Origin of the sequence: Blautia coccoides, from assembly GCF_034355335.1 — a bacterium.
Classification (GTDB): Bacteria; Bacillota; Clostridia; order Lachnospirales; family Lachnospiraceae; genus Blautia; species Blautia producta.
The window spans coordinates 5,850,085-5,864,241 of the sequence record NZ_CP136422.1 but is presented as its reverse complement, the minus strand read 5'-3'; the positions used below and the strand labels follow the sequence as shown (position 1 = coordinate 5,864,241).

The 14,157-nt window shown below is 47.6% G+C and carries 13 protein-coding genes; 10 read left to right on the top strand and 3 right to left on the bottom strand.

What is annotated here, in order from left to right:
- Nucleotides 1-149: 149 nt before the first annotated feature.
- From BLCOC_RS26405 to BLCOC_RS26370, 8 genes are all read left to right on the top strand, one after another.
- On the top strand, nt 150-1,895 hold the full coding sequence (locus BLCOC_RS26405) for a proline--tRNA ligase (protein WP_115623873.1): 1,746 nt from the start codon (nt 150-152) through the stop codon (nt 1,893-1,895).
- The gene (locus tag BLCOC_RS26400) at nt 1,873-3,321 is read left to right on the top strand and encodes an aminotransferase class I/II-fold pyridoxal phosphate-dependent enzyme (protein WP_115623872.1); all 1,449 of its coding nucleotides are present in this window, start codon (nt 1,873-1,875) and stop codon (nt 3,319-3,321) included. Before BLCOC_RS26405 ends, BLCOC_RS26400 begins: the two co-directional genes overlap by 23 nt.
- 12 nt (nt 3,322-3,333) lie before the next feature.
- Nucleotides 3,334-3,924, top strand: a complete 591-nt coding sequence (locus BLCOC_RS26395) for a nucleoside/nucleotide kinase family protein (RefSeq protein WP_029471501.1) — start codon at nt 3,334-3,336, stop codon at nt 3,922-3,924.
- A 161-nt stretch (nt 3,925-4,085) separates the two neighbouring features.
- Nucleotides 4,086-5,075 carry a DNA polymerase III subunit delta' gene (gene holB, locus BLCOC_RS26390; RefSeq protein ID WP_018595388.1) on the top strand — a complete coding sequence of 330 codons (990 nt, stop codon included), beginning with the start codon at nt 4,086-4,088 and terminating at the stop codon, nt 5,073-5,075.
- A gap of 1 nt (nt 5,076) precedes the next feature.
- Complete coding sequence (locus tag BLCOC_RS26385; protein ID WP_018595389.1) at nt 5,077-5,955, top strand: PSP1 domain-containing protein; 879 nt, start codon at nt 5,077-5,079, stop codon at nt 5,953-5,955.
- Entirely contained in the window at nt 5,952-6,722 is a 771-nt protein-coding gene (locus tag BLCOC_RS26380) for a tRNA1(Val) (adenine(37)-N6)-methyltransferase (RefSeq protein WP_029471500.1), read from the top strand. Before BLCOC_RS26385 ends, BLCOC_RS26380 begins: the two co-directional genes overlap by 4 nt.
- Nucleotides 6,719-7,564: a 16S rRNA (cytidine(1402)-2'-O)-methyltransferase gene (rsmI, locus tag BLCOC_RS26375; protein WP_018595391.1), complete on the top strand. Its 846-nt coding sequence runs from the start codon at nt 6,719-6,721 to the stop codon at nt 7,562-7,564. Before BLCOC_RS26380 ends, rsmI begins: the two co-directional genes overlap by 4 nt.
- A 79-nt stretch (nt 7,565-7,643) precedes the next feature.
- Nucleotides 7,644-8,876 (top strand): CapA family protein, encoded by a 1,233-nt coding sequence (locus BLCOC_RS26370; protein ID WP_018595392.1) that lies wholly within the window; start codon nt 7,644-7,646, stop codon nt 8,874-8,876.
- Nucleotides 8,877-8,921: 45 nt separating this feature from the next.
- On the opposite strand, the gene BLCOC_RS26365 is transcribed toward BLCOC_RS26370, so the two are convergent.
- Nucleotides 8,922-9,722, bottom strand: coding sequence for a carbon-nitrogen hydrolase family protein (locus BLCOC_RS26365; protein WP_115625500.1), 801 nt, complete (start codon nt 9,720-9,722; stop codon nt 8,922-8,924).
- 169 nt (nt 9,723-9,891) lie between these two features.
- Here BLCOC_RS26365 and BLCOC_RS26360 point away from each other — a divergent pair, with 169 nt between their 5' ends.
- Complete coding sequence (locus BLCOC_RS26360; RefSeq protein ID WP_018595394.1) at nt 9,892-10,527, top strand: hypothetical protein; 636 nt, start codon at nt 9,892-9,894, stop codon at nt 10,525-10,527.
- A gap of 2 nt (nt 10,528-10,529) precedes the next feature.
- Here the strand turns inward: BLCOC_RS26360 and BLCOC_RS26355 are convergent, their stop codons facing one another.
- Together BLCOC_RS26355 and BLCOC_RS26350 are read right to left on the bottom strand one after the other, a co-directional pair.
- Entirely contained in the window at nt 10,530-11,561 is a 1,032-nt protein-coding gene (locus BLCOC_RS26355) for a LacI family DNA-binding transcriptional regulator (protein WP_115623871.1), read from the bottom strand.
- Between the two features lie 100 nt (nt 11,562-11,661).
- Nucleotides 11,662-12,711 carry a LacI family DNA-binding transcriptional regulator gene (locus tag BLCOC_RS26350; protein WP_029471496.1) on the bottom strand — a complete coding sequence of 350 codons (1,050 nt, stop codon included), beginning with the start codon at nt 12,709-12,711 and terminating at the stop codon, nt 11,662-11,664.
- Nucleotides 12,712-13,062: 351 nt separating this feature from the next.
- Here BLCOC_RS26350 and BLCOC_RS26345 point away from each other — a divergent pair, with 351 nt between their 5' ends.
- Nucleotides 13,063-14,157, top strand: a complete 1,095-nt coding sequence (locus tag BLCOC_RS26345) for an ABC transporter substrate-binding protein (protein WP_115623870.1) — start codon at nt 13,063-13,065, stop codon at nt 14,155-14,157.

The following is a 14,157-nucleotide window of genomic DNA, read 5'->3' as shown; positions in this document are numbered from 1 at the left end:
CTAATTTACGGACGCGAAGTCCAAGATTGGAAGACGATATACCGATTGCTCCATCATTATACAGCTTAAGCAACAAGATGGATAATTCCTTACTGGCTGTAAGGGATATTAACCATAAACATATTGTAGTAGAATGGAGGAAATGTATAATGAAAATGGAAAAGGTTGTGGGAGAGAGATTTCGGGAGAGGCCTTCGGACTGCGTGATCGACAGCCATGCTTTAATGGTGAGAGGCGGATATATGAAGTATGTTGGAAATGGGATCTATTCGCAGTTTGGGCCTTTGAGGAGGATCTGCAGAAAAATTGAGCGTATCATCAGGGAGGAGATGGATAGGATCGAAGGGCAGGAGGTGCAGTTTCCTGTGGCTATGCCGGCCTCTCTTTGGGAGGAATCCGGGCGTTACGAGACCGTGGGAAGTGAGCTTCTGCGTTTTAGTGACAGGAATGGGAGTAAGATGGTTCTGGGGATGACGCATGAGGAGGCTTCGGTGCAGCTTGTGCGGGAGTATGGGAAGAGTTATGCCAAGTATCCGTTTATGATCTATCAGATCCAGACAAAATTCAGGGATGAGGCAAGACCGAGAGCAGGACTGATCCGGGTGCGGGAATTTACTATGAAGGATGCTTATTCCTTCCATACTTCTCAGGAGGACCTGGAGGAATATTACCAGAAGTGTTATCATGCTTATGAGAGGATCTTTGCCAGAGCCGGGATTCCTGAGACGATTGCCTTGGCTTCGGATTCGGGGATGATGGGGGGCAGCCTGTCTCATGAATTTATGCTGCTGACTCCTGTGGGGGAGGATTCTATAGCTGTCTGTCCGGAATGTGGATACAGGGCAAATGTGGAGATGGCTGAGAGCATCACTGAAAATGTACAGGATAATATGCAGGAGGAGTTAAAACTGGTATATACCCCGGATATGCATACGATTGAGGATGTCTGTGAATATTTGCATATGCCCAAGGAGAGATCCTGTAAGGCTGTGGTGTATCAGAAGAATTCCGATGACGGGTTTGTGGTGTTGTTTATCCGTGGGGATCTGGATGTAAATGAGACAAAGGTTACTAATTTTTTAAAGAGTGAGATACGTCCCGCAGAGATTACACAGGAGTCCGGACTGCATCCCGGATTTATCGGTCCTTGTGATCTGCAGGGGGATTTTACGATTCTCTATGATAACTCCCTGAAGGGCGGAATGAATCTTTCCTGCGGCGGAAATGTGGAGGAGCATCATTATACGGGGCTTTGCATGGAGAGAGACTGTCCGGAGGCGGAGTATCATGATTTTGCCAAGATCACGGAGGGCGGTGTTTGTCCGGAATGCGGCAGGCATTCTATTCAGGTGTCCAGAGGCATTGAAGTGGGAAATATATTCCAGCTTGGCACAAAGTATACGGAGAGTATGGGGATGCAGTACCTGGATAAGGATGGTAAGGAAAAATATCCTCTTATGGGCTGTTACGGAATCGGTATCGGAAGGCTGGCGGCGTCCGTCTGTGAGGCACATCACGATGAGTACGGACCAATTTGGCCTATGGCCATTGCCCCCTGGCAGGTGCATTTGTGCTGTGTGAGACCGGATGATCAGGAAGTGAAAGTGTTTGCGGATAAGCTCTATGAGGAACTTCAGGGACACGGTGTGGAAGTGCTTTATGATGACAGAAAGGTGAGCGCCGGGGTTATGTTCTCGGACGCAGATTTGATGGGAGTGCCCGTACGGGTCATCGCAAGTCCAAGAAATATGAAGGAAGGATGCTGTGAGATCGTGACCAGAGATAAGAAGGTTCAGAAAAAGACGGTACTCCAGAATGCCGGCAGTGAGATCATGGATCTGATAGAAGAGCTGTCCGGGAAAGGACGGGAGAATGGAAAAGCAGATATGGCTTGATGAGGCTTTGTATGAATATGGCGGAAAGGATTATTATCCTTTCCATATGCCGGGGCATAAGCGGGTATTTTGCCCGGAGACGCTTAAAAAGCCTTATATGGTTGACATAACTGAAATTGATGGCTTTGATGATCTGCATCATGCGGAAGGTATTTTGCTGGAAGCGCAGGGGCGGGCCGCGTCCCTTTACGGAGCACTTGAAACCCGGTATCTGGTGAATGGCAGCACATCCGGGATACTGGCCGCTGTGTCTGCGGGCACCTCCAGGGGCGGTGAGATCCTAATGGCAAGGAATTGTCATAAGGCAGCTTACCATGCCGCTTATCTGAGGGGGCTGAAAACCCATTATGTCTTTCCGAAGACGGACAGAGTGATGGGGCTGAACGGTGGGATTTCTCCTGCGGATGTCAGAAAGATGCTGGAGAATTATCCGGGGATCGAGGCTGTCCTTATTACTTCACCCACCTATGACGGTGTGGTTTCAGATGTGAAAGAGATTGCGGAGACAGCTCACGCATTTCAGGTGCCTCTGATCGTGGATGAGGCCCATGGGGCACATTTTCCGTTTTCAGATGATTTTCCAAAGTCGGCACTGGACTGTGGGGCGGATGTGGTGATCCATAGTTTACATAAAACACTCCCATCCCTGACACAGACAGCACTTCTGCACAGGAACAGTGAGCGTGTGAGGCCGGATAAGCTTAAGCGTTTTCTGGGAATATACCAGAGCAGCAGCCCCTCTTATCTGTTTATGGCCGGAATGGATGCATGCGTCAGGCTGATCCGGGAAGAGGGCAGAGAGCGTTTCGGAGAATATGTAAAAAGGCTGAAGGTATGCAGAGAGCGGTTGAAGGCTCTTAAAAATATGCATCTGGTGAGTAAGGATGAGATCCTGGGGCTTGGATCTGTGTATGATCTGGATGAGTCCAAGCTTGTGATCTCTGCGGCAGGTACTGCTGTGGATGGGGCAGGACTGTATAGGATCCTGCTGGAACGGTACCATCTGCAGATGGAAATGGCGGCAAGCCGGTATGTGATCGCACTTACCAGTGTGATGGATACAGAGGAAGGGTTTTCAAGACTGGAACAGGCACTTCTGGATATTGACAAAGATCTGGGAAATGCAGGTTCAGGAAGAACAGGGCTAAGCTTTGAGGATATGAGGAAGGATATGTCAGGAGAGGTATGCACTGCCATCGCGGAAGCCGTGGAAGGCGTGCAGGAGGAGATCGATCTGGCAGACAGTGAGGGGAGGATTTCCTCGGAATACGCCTATCTGTATCCCCCGGGGATTCCGTTTCTGGTGCCCGGGGAGAGAATCAGCAGTCATGTTTTGAGGCAGCTTTGTATCTGGAAGGAACAGGGGCTGGACATTCAGGGCTTAAATGACTATACTCTAAAGAAGATTCACGTACTCAGGAGATAGGGGAAGAAAATAATGGGCAGAATTTTTTATATTATGGGCAAAAGCTCTTCCGGTAAAGATACCATTTACAGCAGGCTTCTTCATGACAGGGAGCTGGGGCTTTTGAATATTTTGTTATATACTACGCGGCCTATCCGCCAGGGAGAAAGTGACGGGCGGGAGTATTATTTTGTGGATGAAAAGCGTTTTGGACAGCTCAGGGATGCGGGAAAGGTGATCGAGTATAGGACTTATGAGACTGTGCACGGACCTTGGACTTATTTTACGGCGGATGACGGGCAGGTGGATCTGAAAGCCCATAACTATCTGGCAATCGGAACGCTGGAATCCTATGAAAATATGAAGAGATACTATGGGGAGGATAACGTGTGCCCCATTTATGTGGAGGTTGAGGACGGGGAGCGTTTAAAACGCGCCCTTGCAAGGGAAGAATTACAGGAGAACCCCCGCTATGCGGAAATGTGCAGGCGTTTTCTGGCTGACACAGAGGATTTTTCCCAGGAGAATCTGGAGAGAGCAGGGATCAGAAGACGATTTCAGAATGTGGAGCTGGAAAGCTGTATGGAGGAGATCAGGGAATATATCCGGAGCCGGAACGCTTAACATTTTATCCGATTATTTAACAGAAGCTTAATAGAAAAGTAAGCGTACCAAACGTTGCAGGACCCGGAAAACCTGTGCTATAATGATAGAAACGAGCCGGTGCAGACCAGCTCTGAATATAAATGCCCTTATTGCAGGGCGGAAGGATAGAGGTGATTGCAATGCAGGAAGTTGAAAAGGTACTAGGACATGAGGAGGTTATCCGCCATTTACAAAACGCGGTTGCCATGGATCAGGTTTCCCATTCCTACATTTTTGCAGGGGAGAAAGGGAGCGGAAAAAAACTTCTGGCGAAGCTGTTTGCCATGACATTGCAATGTGAGAAGCACGGAAAAGAGCCGTGTCTGCAGTGCGGCTCATGTAAAAAGGCCATGAACAGGAATCATCCGGACATTATCTATGTCAGCCATCTGAAGCCCAATTCCATTGGTATTGAGGATATCAGGGAACAGCTCATTGCAGATGTGGAGATCAAACCCTATACAGGGCCTTATAAAATATATATTGTAGATGAAGCAGAGAAGATGACTGTTCAGGCACAGAACGCTCTTTTGAAGACCATTGAGGAGCCGCCTGCCTATGCAGTGATCCTGCTCCTGGCAAATAATAATACCAGTCTGCTTCCAACCATCACATCCAGGTGTGTGACCCTGAACTTCAAACCGGTCAGGGATGATCTGATCAAGAGCTATCTCATGGAGGAGCTGCATGTACCGGATTACCAGGCAGAGGTCAGCGTGGCGTTTGCCCAGGGAAATGTAGGGAAGGCAAAGCAGATCGCAACTGCCGAGGATTTTGCCGACATGATGGATGCTGCCCTGAAGATCCTGAAAAAGGGTGACGGCATGGAAGTCTATGAGATGGTAGATGCCATCAAGACGCTCTCAGAGGAGAAGCACACGGTGTATGAGTATCTGGACCTGTTTTTAGTGTGGTTCCGGGACGTGCTGATGTTCAAAGCTACAAAAGAAGTGGACGGACTTGTGTTCCGCCAGGAATATAATGCGATCAAGGATCGGGCAGACAAAAGCTCCTATGAAGGACTGGAGAAGATCATCCAGGCCATTGAGACAGCTAAGACACGTCTGCAGGCAAACGTTAATTTTGACTTAACAATGGAACTTCTGTTCCTTACCATCAGGGAGAACTAAAATGACAAGAGTGATTGGAGTCAGATTCCGGAATGTGGGAAAAATCTATTACTTTTCCCCTAAGAATCTGGAAATAAAATCAGGAGACCATGTAATTGTGGAGACCGCGAGAGGCGTAGAATACGGGAACGTGGTCCTGCCGCCCAGAGACGTGGAGGACGAGAAGGTGGTTCAGCCTTTAAAGGAGGTCATCAGAATCGCCAATGCCCAGGATGACAAGAAAGAAGAGAGCAACAGAAAGCGGGAAAAAGAGGCATATCAGATCTGTCTGAAAAAGATCAAAGAGCATGGACTTGAGATGAAGCTCATTGATGTGGAATACACATTTGACAACAATAAGGTGCTCTTTTACTTTACCGCGGACGGAAGGATTGATTTCCGTGAACTGGTAAAGGATTTGGCGGCCATATTTAAGACACGTATTGAACTGCGTCAGATCGGCGTCAGGGATGAGACAAAGATTTTGGGAGGTATCGGTATCTGCGGAAGGGCACTGTGCTGCCATACTTATCTGTCAGAATTTGCTCCTGTTTCCATCAAAATGGCAAAGGAACAGAACCTCTCCCTGAATCCAACTAAGATTTCAGGGGTTTGCGGAAGACTTATGTGCTGCCTGAAGAATGAGGAGGAGACATACGAGGAGCTGAACCGGAAGCTTCCGGTGGTGGGAGACAGAGTGAACACACCGGATGGACTCAGAGGTGAGGTACAGAGTGTAAATGTGCTTCGCCAGCTGGTCAAAGTCATTGTGGATGTGGATGATGAGAAAGAGATCAGGGAATATGCTGTGGAGGATTTAAAATTCAAACCGCGGCAAAAGAAAGAAAAGATAAAGCTGTCCGATGAGGAATTCAAGGCATTGAAGGAACTGGAGAAATGAAATCTCTGATTATGGAAAATGAACGTCTGGATGATCTTCAGAACGGCTATATGCTGATCCAAGATCCTAAACAGTTTTGTTTCGGTATAGATGCAGTGCTTCTTGCCTGGTTTGCCAGGGTTAAGCCGGGTGAGAATGCGCTTGATATGGGGACGGGGACGGGTATCGTCCCTGTTTTGCTGAAAGCCAGGTATCCCCGGGGACATTTTACGGGACTGGAGATCCAGGAGGAAAGTGCTGCGCTGGCCAGACGGAGCGTAGCCTACAACAAACTGGAGAAGGACATTGCGATCGAGACGGGTGATATCAGGGAGGCAGTGAAGATTTTTGGTGCCTCTTCTTTTGACGTAGTTACCACCAATCCCCCCTATATGATCGGAAAGCATGGTCTGGTAGGGGAGAACACAGCAAAGACCATTGCCCGCCACGAAACCCTCTGCACACTGGAAGATGTGATCTCTCAGGCAGCGTCTGTTCTGGTACCAAAAGGCAGATTTTATATGGTGCACAGACCGTTCCGGCTGGCAGAGATCATGTCGGCTATGGTGAGATATAAACTTGAGCCTAAGAGAATGCGCCTTGTGTATCCGTATGTGGATAAGGAACCGAATCTTGTACTCATAGAGGGGATGAGAGGCGGAAATTCCAGGATAACAGTGGAGAAGCCGCTGATCGTCTATGAAAAACCAGGCGTTTATACAGACGAGATACTGGAGATCTATGGCAGGAACCGGCAGGGTTTGGCAGCAGGAGAAGAGAAAAAATGAGCGGAAAATTGTATTTATGTGCCACGCCTATCGGAAATCTTGAGGACATGACTTACCGGGTAGTGCGCATTTTAAAAGAGGCGGACCTGATCGCGGCGGAGGATACCAGAAATAGTATCAAGCTGCTGAATCATTTTGACATTAAAACACCCATGACCAGTTATCACGAATATAATAAGATCGATAAGGGAAGATATCTGGTAGAACAGATGCTGGCAGGCAAAAATATCGCGCTTGTCACAGATGCGGGGACCCCGGGAATTTCGGATCCCGGGGAGGAGCTGGTAGCCATGTGCTGGGATGCCGGGATCACAGTGACTGCGCTTCCGGGAGCCGCGGCCTGTATCACAGCGCTGACGTTATCGGGGCTTTCTACAAGGCGGTTTGCCTTTGAAGCTTTTCTGCCGTCAGATAAAAAAGAAAAAAGAAAAGTTCTCGAAGAGCTGAAAAATGAGACCAGAACCATTGTACTGTATGAGGCACCTCACAGACTCGTGAGGACACTCCAGGAACTGTTGGAAGCCCTTGGTGAGCGTAGAATCTCAGTGTGCAGAGAACTTACCAAAAGGCATGAAACCATATTCCGAACTACGCTCACAGAAGCGGTCTCTTATTATGAGGCAAACACTCCCAAGGGAGAATGTGTTCTGGTCCTGGAGGGAAGAAGCCGGAGTGAAATGGAGGCTGAGGAACAGCAGCGCTGGGGTGAGATGCCCATAAAAGAGCATATGGAGTATTATGTAAAACAGGGGATGGACAGAAAAGAGGCCATGAAGAGAGTGGCAAAGGACAGAGGAGTCAGTAAAAGGGATATTTATCAGGCCCTCCTGGAAGAAGAATAGAGGTAACAGTTCAGCCTTCCACTTAGAGGGATACAGAGGTACTGGGCAGTGTGCTGTCCGAAAGAGAAGGGGATAATAAATGGCGTACCATTACAGGAAAAAAGAACAGGAAAGAAGACAAAGAGAACGAGAGAGAAAAGTCAGACGGATCAAACTTATTTTTGGGATTGATGCGGCTCTGGTGCTGGTACTGCTCCTTATCCTGGCTGTGAGCAAGGGTATGTCTGCCGGTTCCGGGGAAAAAGAGACAAGTGCAAAGGCCGGGGCTGCCGGCACGGAGGCAGGTCAGGATAAGGACATGGTCCAAAATAAAACAGAGGACAAAACAGAGAAGAAAGATAGTGCCGGGGATGCAGATAAGGCTTCGGACACAGGCGGCGGGGAGAAGGCAGATGAACCTGTGACTATCACTGTCAGCGCGGCAGGGGACTGTACCCTTGGAACGGATGAATTTTTTGACTGGAGTGACAGCCTTCCCGCCAAGTATGAGGAGGTGGGGGACCCAGCCTATTTTTTCCGGAATGTCCAGCCTATTTTTGCACAGGATGATCTGACCATCGTGAATTTCGAGGGAACTCTCACGGAAAGTGAGGAGCGTGAAGATAAGCAGTTTGCATTCAAGGCAGCGCCTGCCTATGCGGAAATACTCACTGCCGGGAGCGTGGAGGCTGCCAATATGGCAAACAACCACAGCAAGGATTACGGCGAACAGAGCTATACAGATACCATCAAGGCCTTGGAGGACCGGGGAATCACCACATTTGGTTATGACCGTCTTGCCGTGATGGATATCAAGGGCGTGAAAGTGGGCTTGTTGGGTACATATGTGCTGAGGGAGGGGTTAGGAATCAAAGATTCCATGATCGCCAACCTGGAATCCCTGAAAGAACAGGGGGCGCAGATCATTATTGCCAGCTTTCACTGGGGTTCAGAAAAGGCATACGAACCGGACTCCACACAGATAGAACTGGCACATGCGGCCATAGACAACGGTGCGGATTTAGTCCTGGGGCATCATCCTCATGTGCTGGAGGGAATAGAGGAATATCAGGGTAAGAACATTGTGTACAGCCTGGGCAATTTCTGTTTTGGGGGCAATGCTTATCCGTCTGATATGAACACCATGATTTTTCAGCAGACATTTACCATCAAGGATGGGGAGCTGCAGCAGGATAATGTGAAGAATATCATACCTTGCAGAATTTCCTCTGAGGATGGGTATAATAATTATCAGCCTACCCCTGCAGAGGGTGAGCAGAAGGATGATATATTACAGAAAATCGAAGAGTATAGTTCCTGGATACAGGGATAAATGTATGGATAGAATTCCCCGGAGGCTGCGGCCGCCGGGGGATTTTTAGTACAGATCTTTCCGCATATGATCAAGGGCAGGTACCAGGTGTCTGGCTTTGACGCTGTCGTCCGGATTTACGGGGACAAGGATCATCTGTGATGTCTCATCTCCCTTAGCAAGCACCCTGCCGAAGGGGTCGCAGGCAAAGCTCTGACCAATAAAAATGTCTTCCGCATATTGACTGCATCCGATGACTGTCATGCCGTTTTCCACAGCTCTTGCTGCCAGCAGAGTCTTCCATTGGACCGCTTTCATGTGGCCCTGTACCCAGGCGGAGGGATAAATGAAAATCTCGGCGCCCCGTAAAGCGGCACTGCGTGCCAGCTCAGGAAAACGCAGATCATAGCAGGTGCCCAGACCAAGTCTGCCGAAGGGCGTACTGACAGGGGTGAAAAGAGCATTACCGGCAGCCGTGTGGTCAGATTCCCGCCAGTCAAAGGCATCAAACAGATGTGTTTTTTGGTATGTACCCCGCAGGATACCTCTGTTATCCAGAAGAACTAAAGTGTTAAAACATTTTTTTGCTTTGAGAAGGGGGGCGGCTTCATTCATCCCAAAGAGTATCCATATGCCGTATTTTGCGGCAAGCTCTTTCATAGCGGAGACAAAAGGGCCGTCTATGCTCTGCGCGTGTCCGACGTAGAGTTCGGAATTCTTATGACATGGATACATAAAGTATTCAGGAAAAACTATAAGGGCTGCCCGGGCATCAGCAGCCTGACGGATGTAACACTCTGCGGTTTTCAGGTTTTGCGCTGTATCCGGAAGAGAGCCGCATTGGGCCAGTGCGATTATATGGGACATGTCAAATACCTCCTGGAGAAGTTTTTGGTTTTCAGAGATTGGGAATTTATGGCGGGCTTTTTGCCATTGTAGCAGATACACAGGGAAAGTCAAGAGTGTACAGGCCGCAGGCCGGAATAAAATAATCCCCAAAAGCATATAGTAGAAAAAAAGTCTGTGAGGCATAAACATGCTGAATATTCTCTGGGGAGCTATGATGCTCATAGGAATTACATACGGCGCCATGACGGGGCGCATGGGCGAGATCACGGATGCAGCGCTGTCGTCTGCAAAGGAGGCAGTTATGCTGTGCATTACCATGGCGGGGATCGTTGCCATGTGGATGGGTGTGATGGAAATAGCCAGATCTTCCGGCATGATAGAAAAGATGACAGAGAAAATGCAGCCTCTGCTGCGCTTTTTGTTTCCAAACCTGCCGAAAGACCATCCCGCTGTGGAGTATATATCAGCCAATATAATCGCCAATTTCCTTGGACTTGGATGGGGGGCGACTCCGTTTGGGCTGAAGGCAATGGAAAAACTGGCAGAACTGGAAGAAGAGCGGCGGCTGGAGACGGGAGATGAGAGAGAGAAGAAACGGTTTCACATATTTCCGCAGGGTACAGCCAGCAATGAGATGTGCACATTTCTGATCCTGAATATCTCTTCCCTGCAGTTGATCCCGGTAAATATTATCGCTTACAGAAGCCAGTACGGCAGCACAAATCCTGCCGGTATTGTTGGTCCGGGGATTGTGGCTACACTGATCAGTACGGTGGTGGCGGTTATCTTCTGTAAATTTAAGGACAGAAAAAGAAGAAGGTAAAATCACCTGCTAAATCTGGCACAGCTATTTCTCTCGGCAATATAGTAGGGCAGCTCCACCTTCAATTCCAGTTTATGCCCGCCCTGTATCCGGTCCAATAAGACCTTCAGGGCAATATTGCCCAATTCTTCCACAGGAACATGAATGGTAGTGAGCATAGGTTCGGTGCGCTGGGCATGGGGAATATCACCGATTCCGATGACTGAGATATCTTTGGGGATTTTTATTTTATATTCCCGGTAACACTGCATGGCACCTATGGCTGTTAAGTCATCTGCACAGACAATGGCGGTGATATCAGCTCCCCGTTCCAAAAGCAGCCTTGCGCCGTGATATCCCCCTTCTATGGTCTGTTTGACATTGACAGTATTTGTTATATGGAAAGACAGGCCAAGCTCTTTAAGTGCCTGCTTATATCCCTGAAAGCAGGAATTGTCTTTCTGTTCTCCCAGAAATCCAATCTTTTTATGTTTCAGGCAGTGAAGATGTTTTACGGCTGTCATGGATGCTTGGCAGCCATTGCATAGGACCTGATCACAGCTTAGACCAAAAGGAGTGATCCCCACGTACACAAAATGCCTGTAAGTGGTCTCGAGAAGCTCAAACTGCCGCTGTGTCAGGCTCCGCTTACCAAATAAGACGGCGCCGTCTGCTCTTGTGTTTCGTGTTTTTGGGGGAGTTGGGGGAAAGGAAAATTCTTCCAGAAAGAAAGAGCGGCGTATGGTACATTGCTGGCGGAGGGCGGTCTGTTCGATCGCCCGTTCTAATTCCCGGTAAAGAGGGCTGATGTTTGTTTTGGAATGGTCACCGTAAATACAGTCAATAGAGTAAGACGGCACGGATGCTTCAGGAATGAGGTTTCCGTTTTTTAATGTTTGCGCAGCAGCGTTTGGGATGTACCCGCTTTTTCGGACAATGGACCAGATCTTGTCCTGTGTGTGTTTGCTGGCAGCGCTGCCTCCTTTATTATTTATCACTCTTGAGACTGTGGAGACGGAAACACCGGCTTCCTTTGCAATATCCTTCAGTGTCATTTGATTTCCTCCTGTGTAGTTATATTATAGGCCAATACGGAAAATCCATACTACCACGGATATTCCCCAAATGAACAGGGCAGATATGCGGAAAATCAAATCATTGCTGTCTGTTTGTGGTCCGGCATTTTGAGCAACTGTCCCGTTTGGCAATAAAAAACGGAAGTTCAACCTTCATTGGAAGGGTATGCCTGCCGTTTATTCGGTCAATTAATGTACGCGCAGTCTGTCTGCCCAATTCTTCGATGGGGATGTGCACGGTGGTGAGCATAGGGGTTATGTATTGAGCCAGGTCGATATCATCCACACTGATGACGGAGATATCTCTGCTGACCTGTTTTTTGTTTTCGTGAAAGGCTTTGATGGCACCAATAGCAGTCAGATCATTTGCACAAAAAACAGCTGTGAAATCGGAACTGCTGTTCAGAAGCTTTTGGGCACCTTTGTATCCACCGTCTGTGGATTGGATCACGTTAGCTGTATTGTGAATCGTAAAATTTATATTATGCAGGGATAGGGCATCCTTGTAGGCCAGAAAACGGCATTCATTCGCCTGTTCTCCAATGTAGGCGATTTTTTTATGCCCTAATTCTATTAAATATTCTACTGCGCTGATACCTGCCTTGTAGCCGTCGCATATAACCTGGTCACATTTGAGAGGAATCGCGTTGAGTCCTACATATATAATATTTTTGTAGACTTCTTTTAGAATCTTTAACTGTTCCTTTGTAAACATATATCTGCCAAGTATGACAAGGCCGCATATGTTTCGTTCATCTGCCTGTATGATAGAATCCAGAGACTTAAGGTCCATAGGGCGGTATGTATGTTTGATAATGTAATTATAATTAAAGGCCTCCTGTTCCAAGGCCCGTTCCAGTTCCGAGAAAAAAGGGTCAGTATTCAGATTAGAAGTGCGGGCCTGGAGGCAGTCAATATAATACAGTGGTTTTTCTTTTGGATCCGTTAGAGAGGTCCTGCGTTTCAGATTTTGGGCCAGGACATTTGGAGTATAACCATTTTTGCGCACAATAGACCAAATTTTATCACGGGTTTCTTTACTGGCAGCCCCCTGTTCCTTTCCGTTGATAACCCGGGAGACAGTTGAGATAGAGACGCCGGCTTCTTTTGCGATATCTTTTAAGATCATGGAATTCCCTCCTTGTCCTGGTCATATCTTATTTTCATTTCTTCTGCAAAGCATGGCACACAGCCTGCAGAGACAAATCCCGGGATACGTTTTGTATCCATATTTTCATTATATTGAAAAAATAAAATATTAAAACGCAAAAAAATACAAACGTTTGCGTAGAAAACTGTAATCTCTGTGTGCATAAAAAAGTTAAAGAAAACACAAAGATAATCATTAAATTGACTGTAAAAATACTAAAAATAGGAAAAACGTTTGTGTAAATAGGCGTTGAAACGAAAGAAAATACAAGATAAATTGGAGATAGTAACAAAAAGAGCGTGGATCAAATCATATTTGGGAGGTAAAAACATGAAGAAAAAATTGGCAGTATTGTTAATGGCAGGGCTTTTGGGTGTTACCCTGGCTGCATGCGGAGGCAGCAAAGAACAGAAGAAAGAATTGGAGACCACGGGAAATGAAAGTAAAAGTGAAGAAAAGATACCGCTTAAGATCAGCCACCATCCGTATCTGCACGCGCTGCCCAGTATCTATGCAGAGGATAATGGACTCTACGATGAATTCGACTATACCATTGATATGTATGCGGGAGGTCCTGTTCAGAACGAAGCTATTGCATCAGGAGCCTGGGAAGTTGGTACTACAGGAATCGGCGGAGCGGTTCTTGGGTGTCCTTCCTATAACATGAAAGTTATCGGATACGCCTGCGATGATACACAGGCACTGGATATCTGGGTGAGAAAGGACAGCGCGCTGGCCGGAAAGGAAGCAGATGAGATGGGAGTCAGAGGCAGTGCGGAAGACTGGAAGGGTAAAAAAATCCTCTGCCAGACAGGAACTACATGCCACATGACGTTGATAGCAACCCTTGAACATCTTGGCCTTACCATGAATGATGTGGAGATAATCGATACGGCGGTAGCACAGTCATATGCTGCATTTAAGGCAGGAGAAGCTGATATTGTTTGTCTGTGGTCACCATTCGGATATCAGGCAGAGGACGACGAGGGATGGGTAAAAGTGGCGGATGCAGGTCATCTGGGATTAAAGATGCCCACCTTGATCGTTGCCACAGAGGATGCGGTGAAGAACAGGCCAGAAGTGGTACAGGAATGGCTGAAGTGTTATCTGAAATCAGTGGAGGAATTGAGAGCAGATCCGGAGGGCAGTGCGAAACTTTTGTATGATTTTGAGGAGGAAGAGGGGATTTCCATGACTGAGGAAGCTGCGAAAAGAGATATAGAGACCCGTATTTTCCCTTCCCTTGAGGAAAACAAAAAAGCGTTTGCACAAGATGCGGACGGAAATAGCGCAGCCCAGGAGGATTTGCTGAAGTTTGCTGACTTTATGATATCACAGGGCAAATTAACAGAGGCGGACAAACAGGCCATGATCGATGATAAGGCAGTTGACGGAACTTTTATGGCAAAAGTTGCACTGGATTAA

Bases quoted from the DNA above. Each gene is read 5' to 3' on its own strand.
- BLCOC_RS26380 (WP_029471500.1), top strand. From the start codon at position 5,952: ATGAAATCTCTGATTATGGAAAATGAACGTCTGGATGATCTTCAGAAC.
- BLCOC_RS26365 (WP_115625500.1), bottom strand. From the start codon at position 9,722: ATGTCCCATATAATCGCACTGGCCCAATGCGGCTCTCTTCCGGATACA.
- rsmI (WP_018595391.1), top strand. From the start codon at position 6,719: ATGAGCGGAAAATTGTATTTATGTGCCACGCCTATCGGAAATCTTGAG.
- BLCOC_RS26355 (WP_115623871.1), bottom strand. From the start codon at position 11,561: ATGACACTGAAGGATATTGCAAAGGAAGCCGGTGTTTCCGTCTCCACA.
- BLCOC_RS26405 (WP_115623873.1), top strand. From the start codon at position 150: ATGAAAATGGAAAAGGTTGTGGGAGAGAGATTTCGGGAGAGGCCTTCG.
- BLCOC_RS26385 (WP_018595389.1), top strand. From the start codon at position 5,077: ATGACAAGAGTGATTGGAGTCAGATTCCGGAATGTGGGAAAAATCTAT.
- BLCOC_RS26350 (WP_029471496.1), bottom strand. From the start codon at position 12,711: ATGATCTTAAAAGATATCGCAAAAGAAGCCGGCGTCTCTATCTCAACT.
- BLCOC_RS26370 (WP_018595392.1), top strand. From the start codon at position 7,644: ATGGCGTACCATTACAGGAAAAAAGAACAGGAAAGAAGACAAAGAGAA.
- BLCOC_RS26395 (WP_029471501.1), top strand. From the start codon at position 3,334: ATGGGCAGAATTTTTTATATTATGGGCAAAAGCTCTTCCGGTAAAGAT.
- BLCOC_RS26360 (WP_018595394.1), top strand. From the start codon at position 9,892: ATGCTGAATATTCTCTGGGGAGCTATGATGCTCATAGGAATTACATAC.
- holB (WP_018595388.1), top strand. From the start codon at position 4,086: ATGCAGGAAGTTGAAAAGGTACTAGGACATGAGGAGGTTATCCGCCAT.
- BLCOC_RS26400 (WP_115623872.1), top strand. From the start codon at position 1,873: ATGGAAAAGCAGATATGGCTTGATGAGGCTTTGTATGAATATGGCGGA.
- BLCOC_RS26345 (WP_115623870.1), top strand. From the start codon at position 13,063: ATGAAGAAAAAATTGGCAGTATTGTTAATGGCAGGGCTTTTGGGTGTT.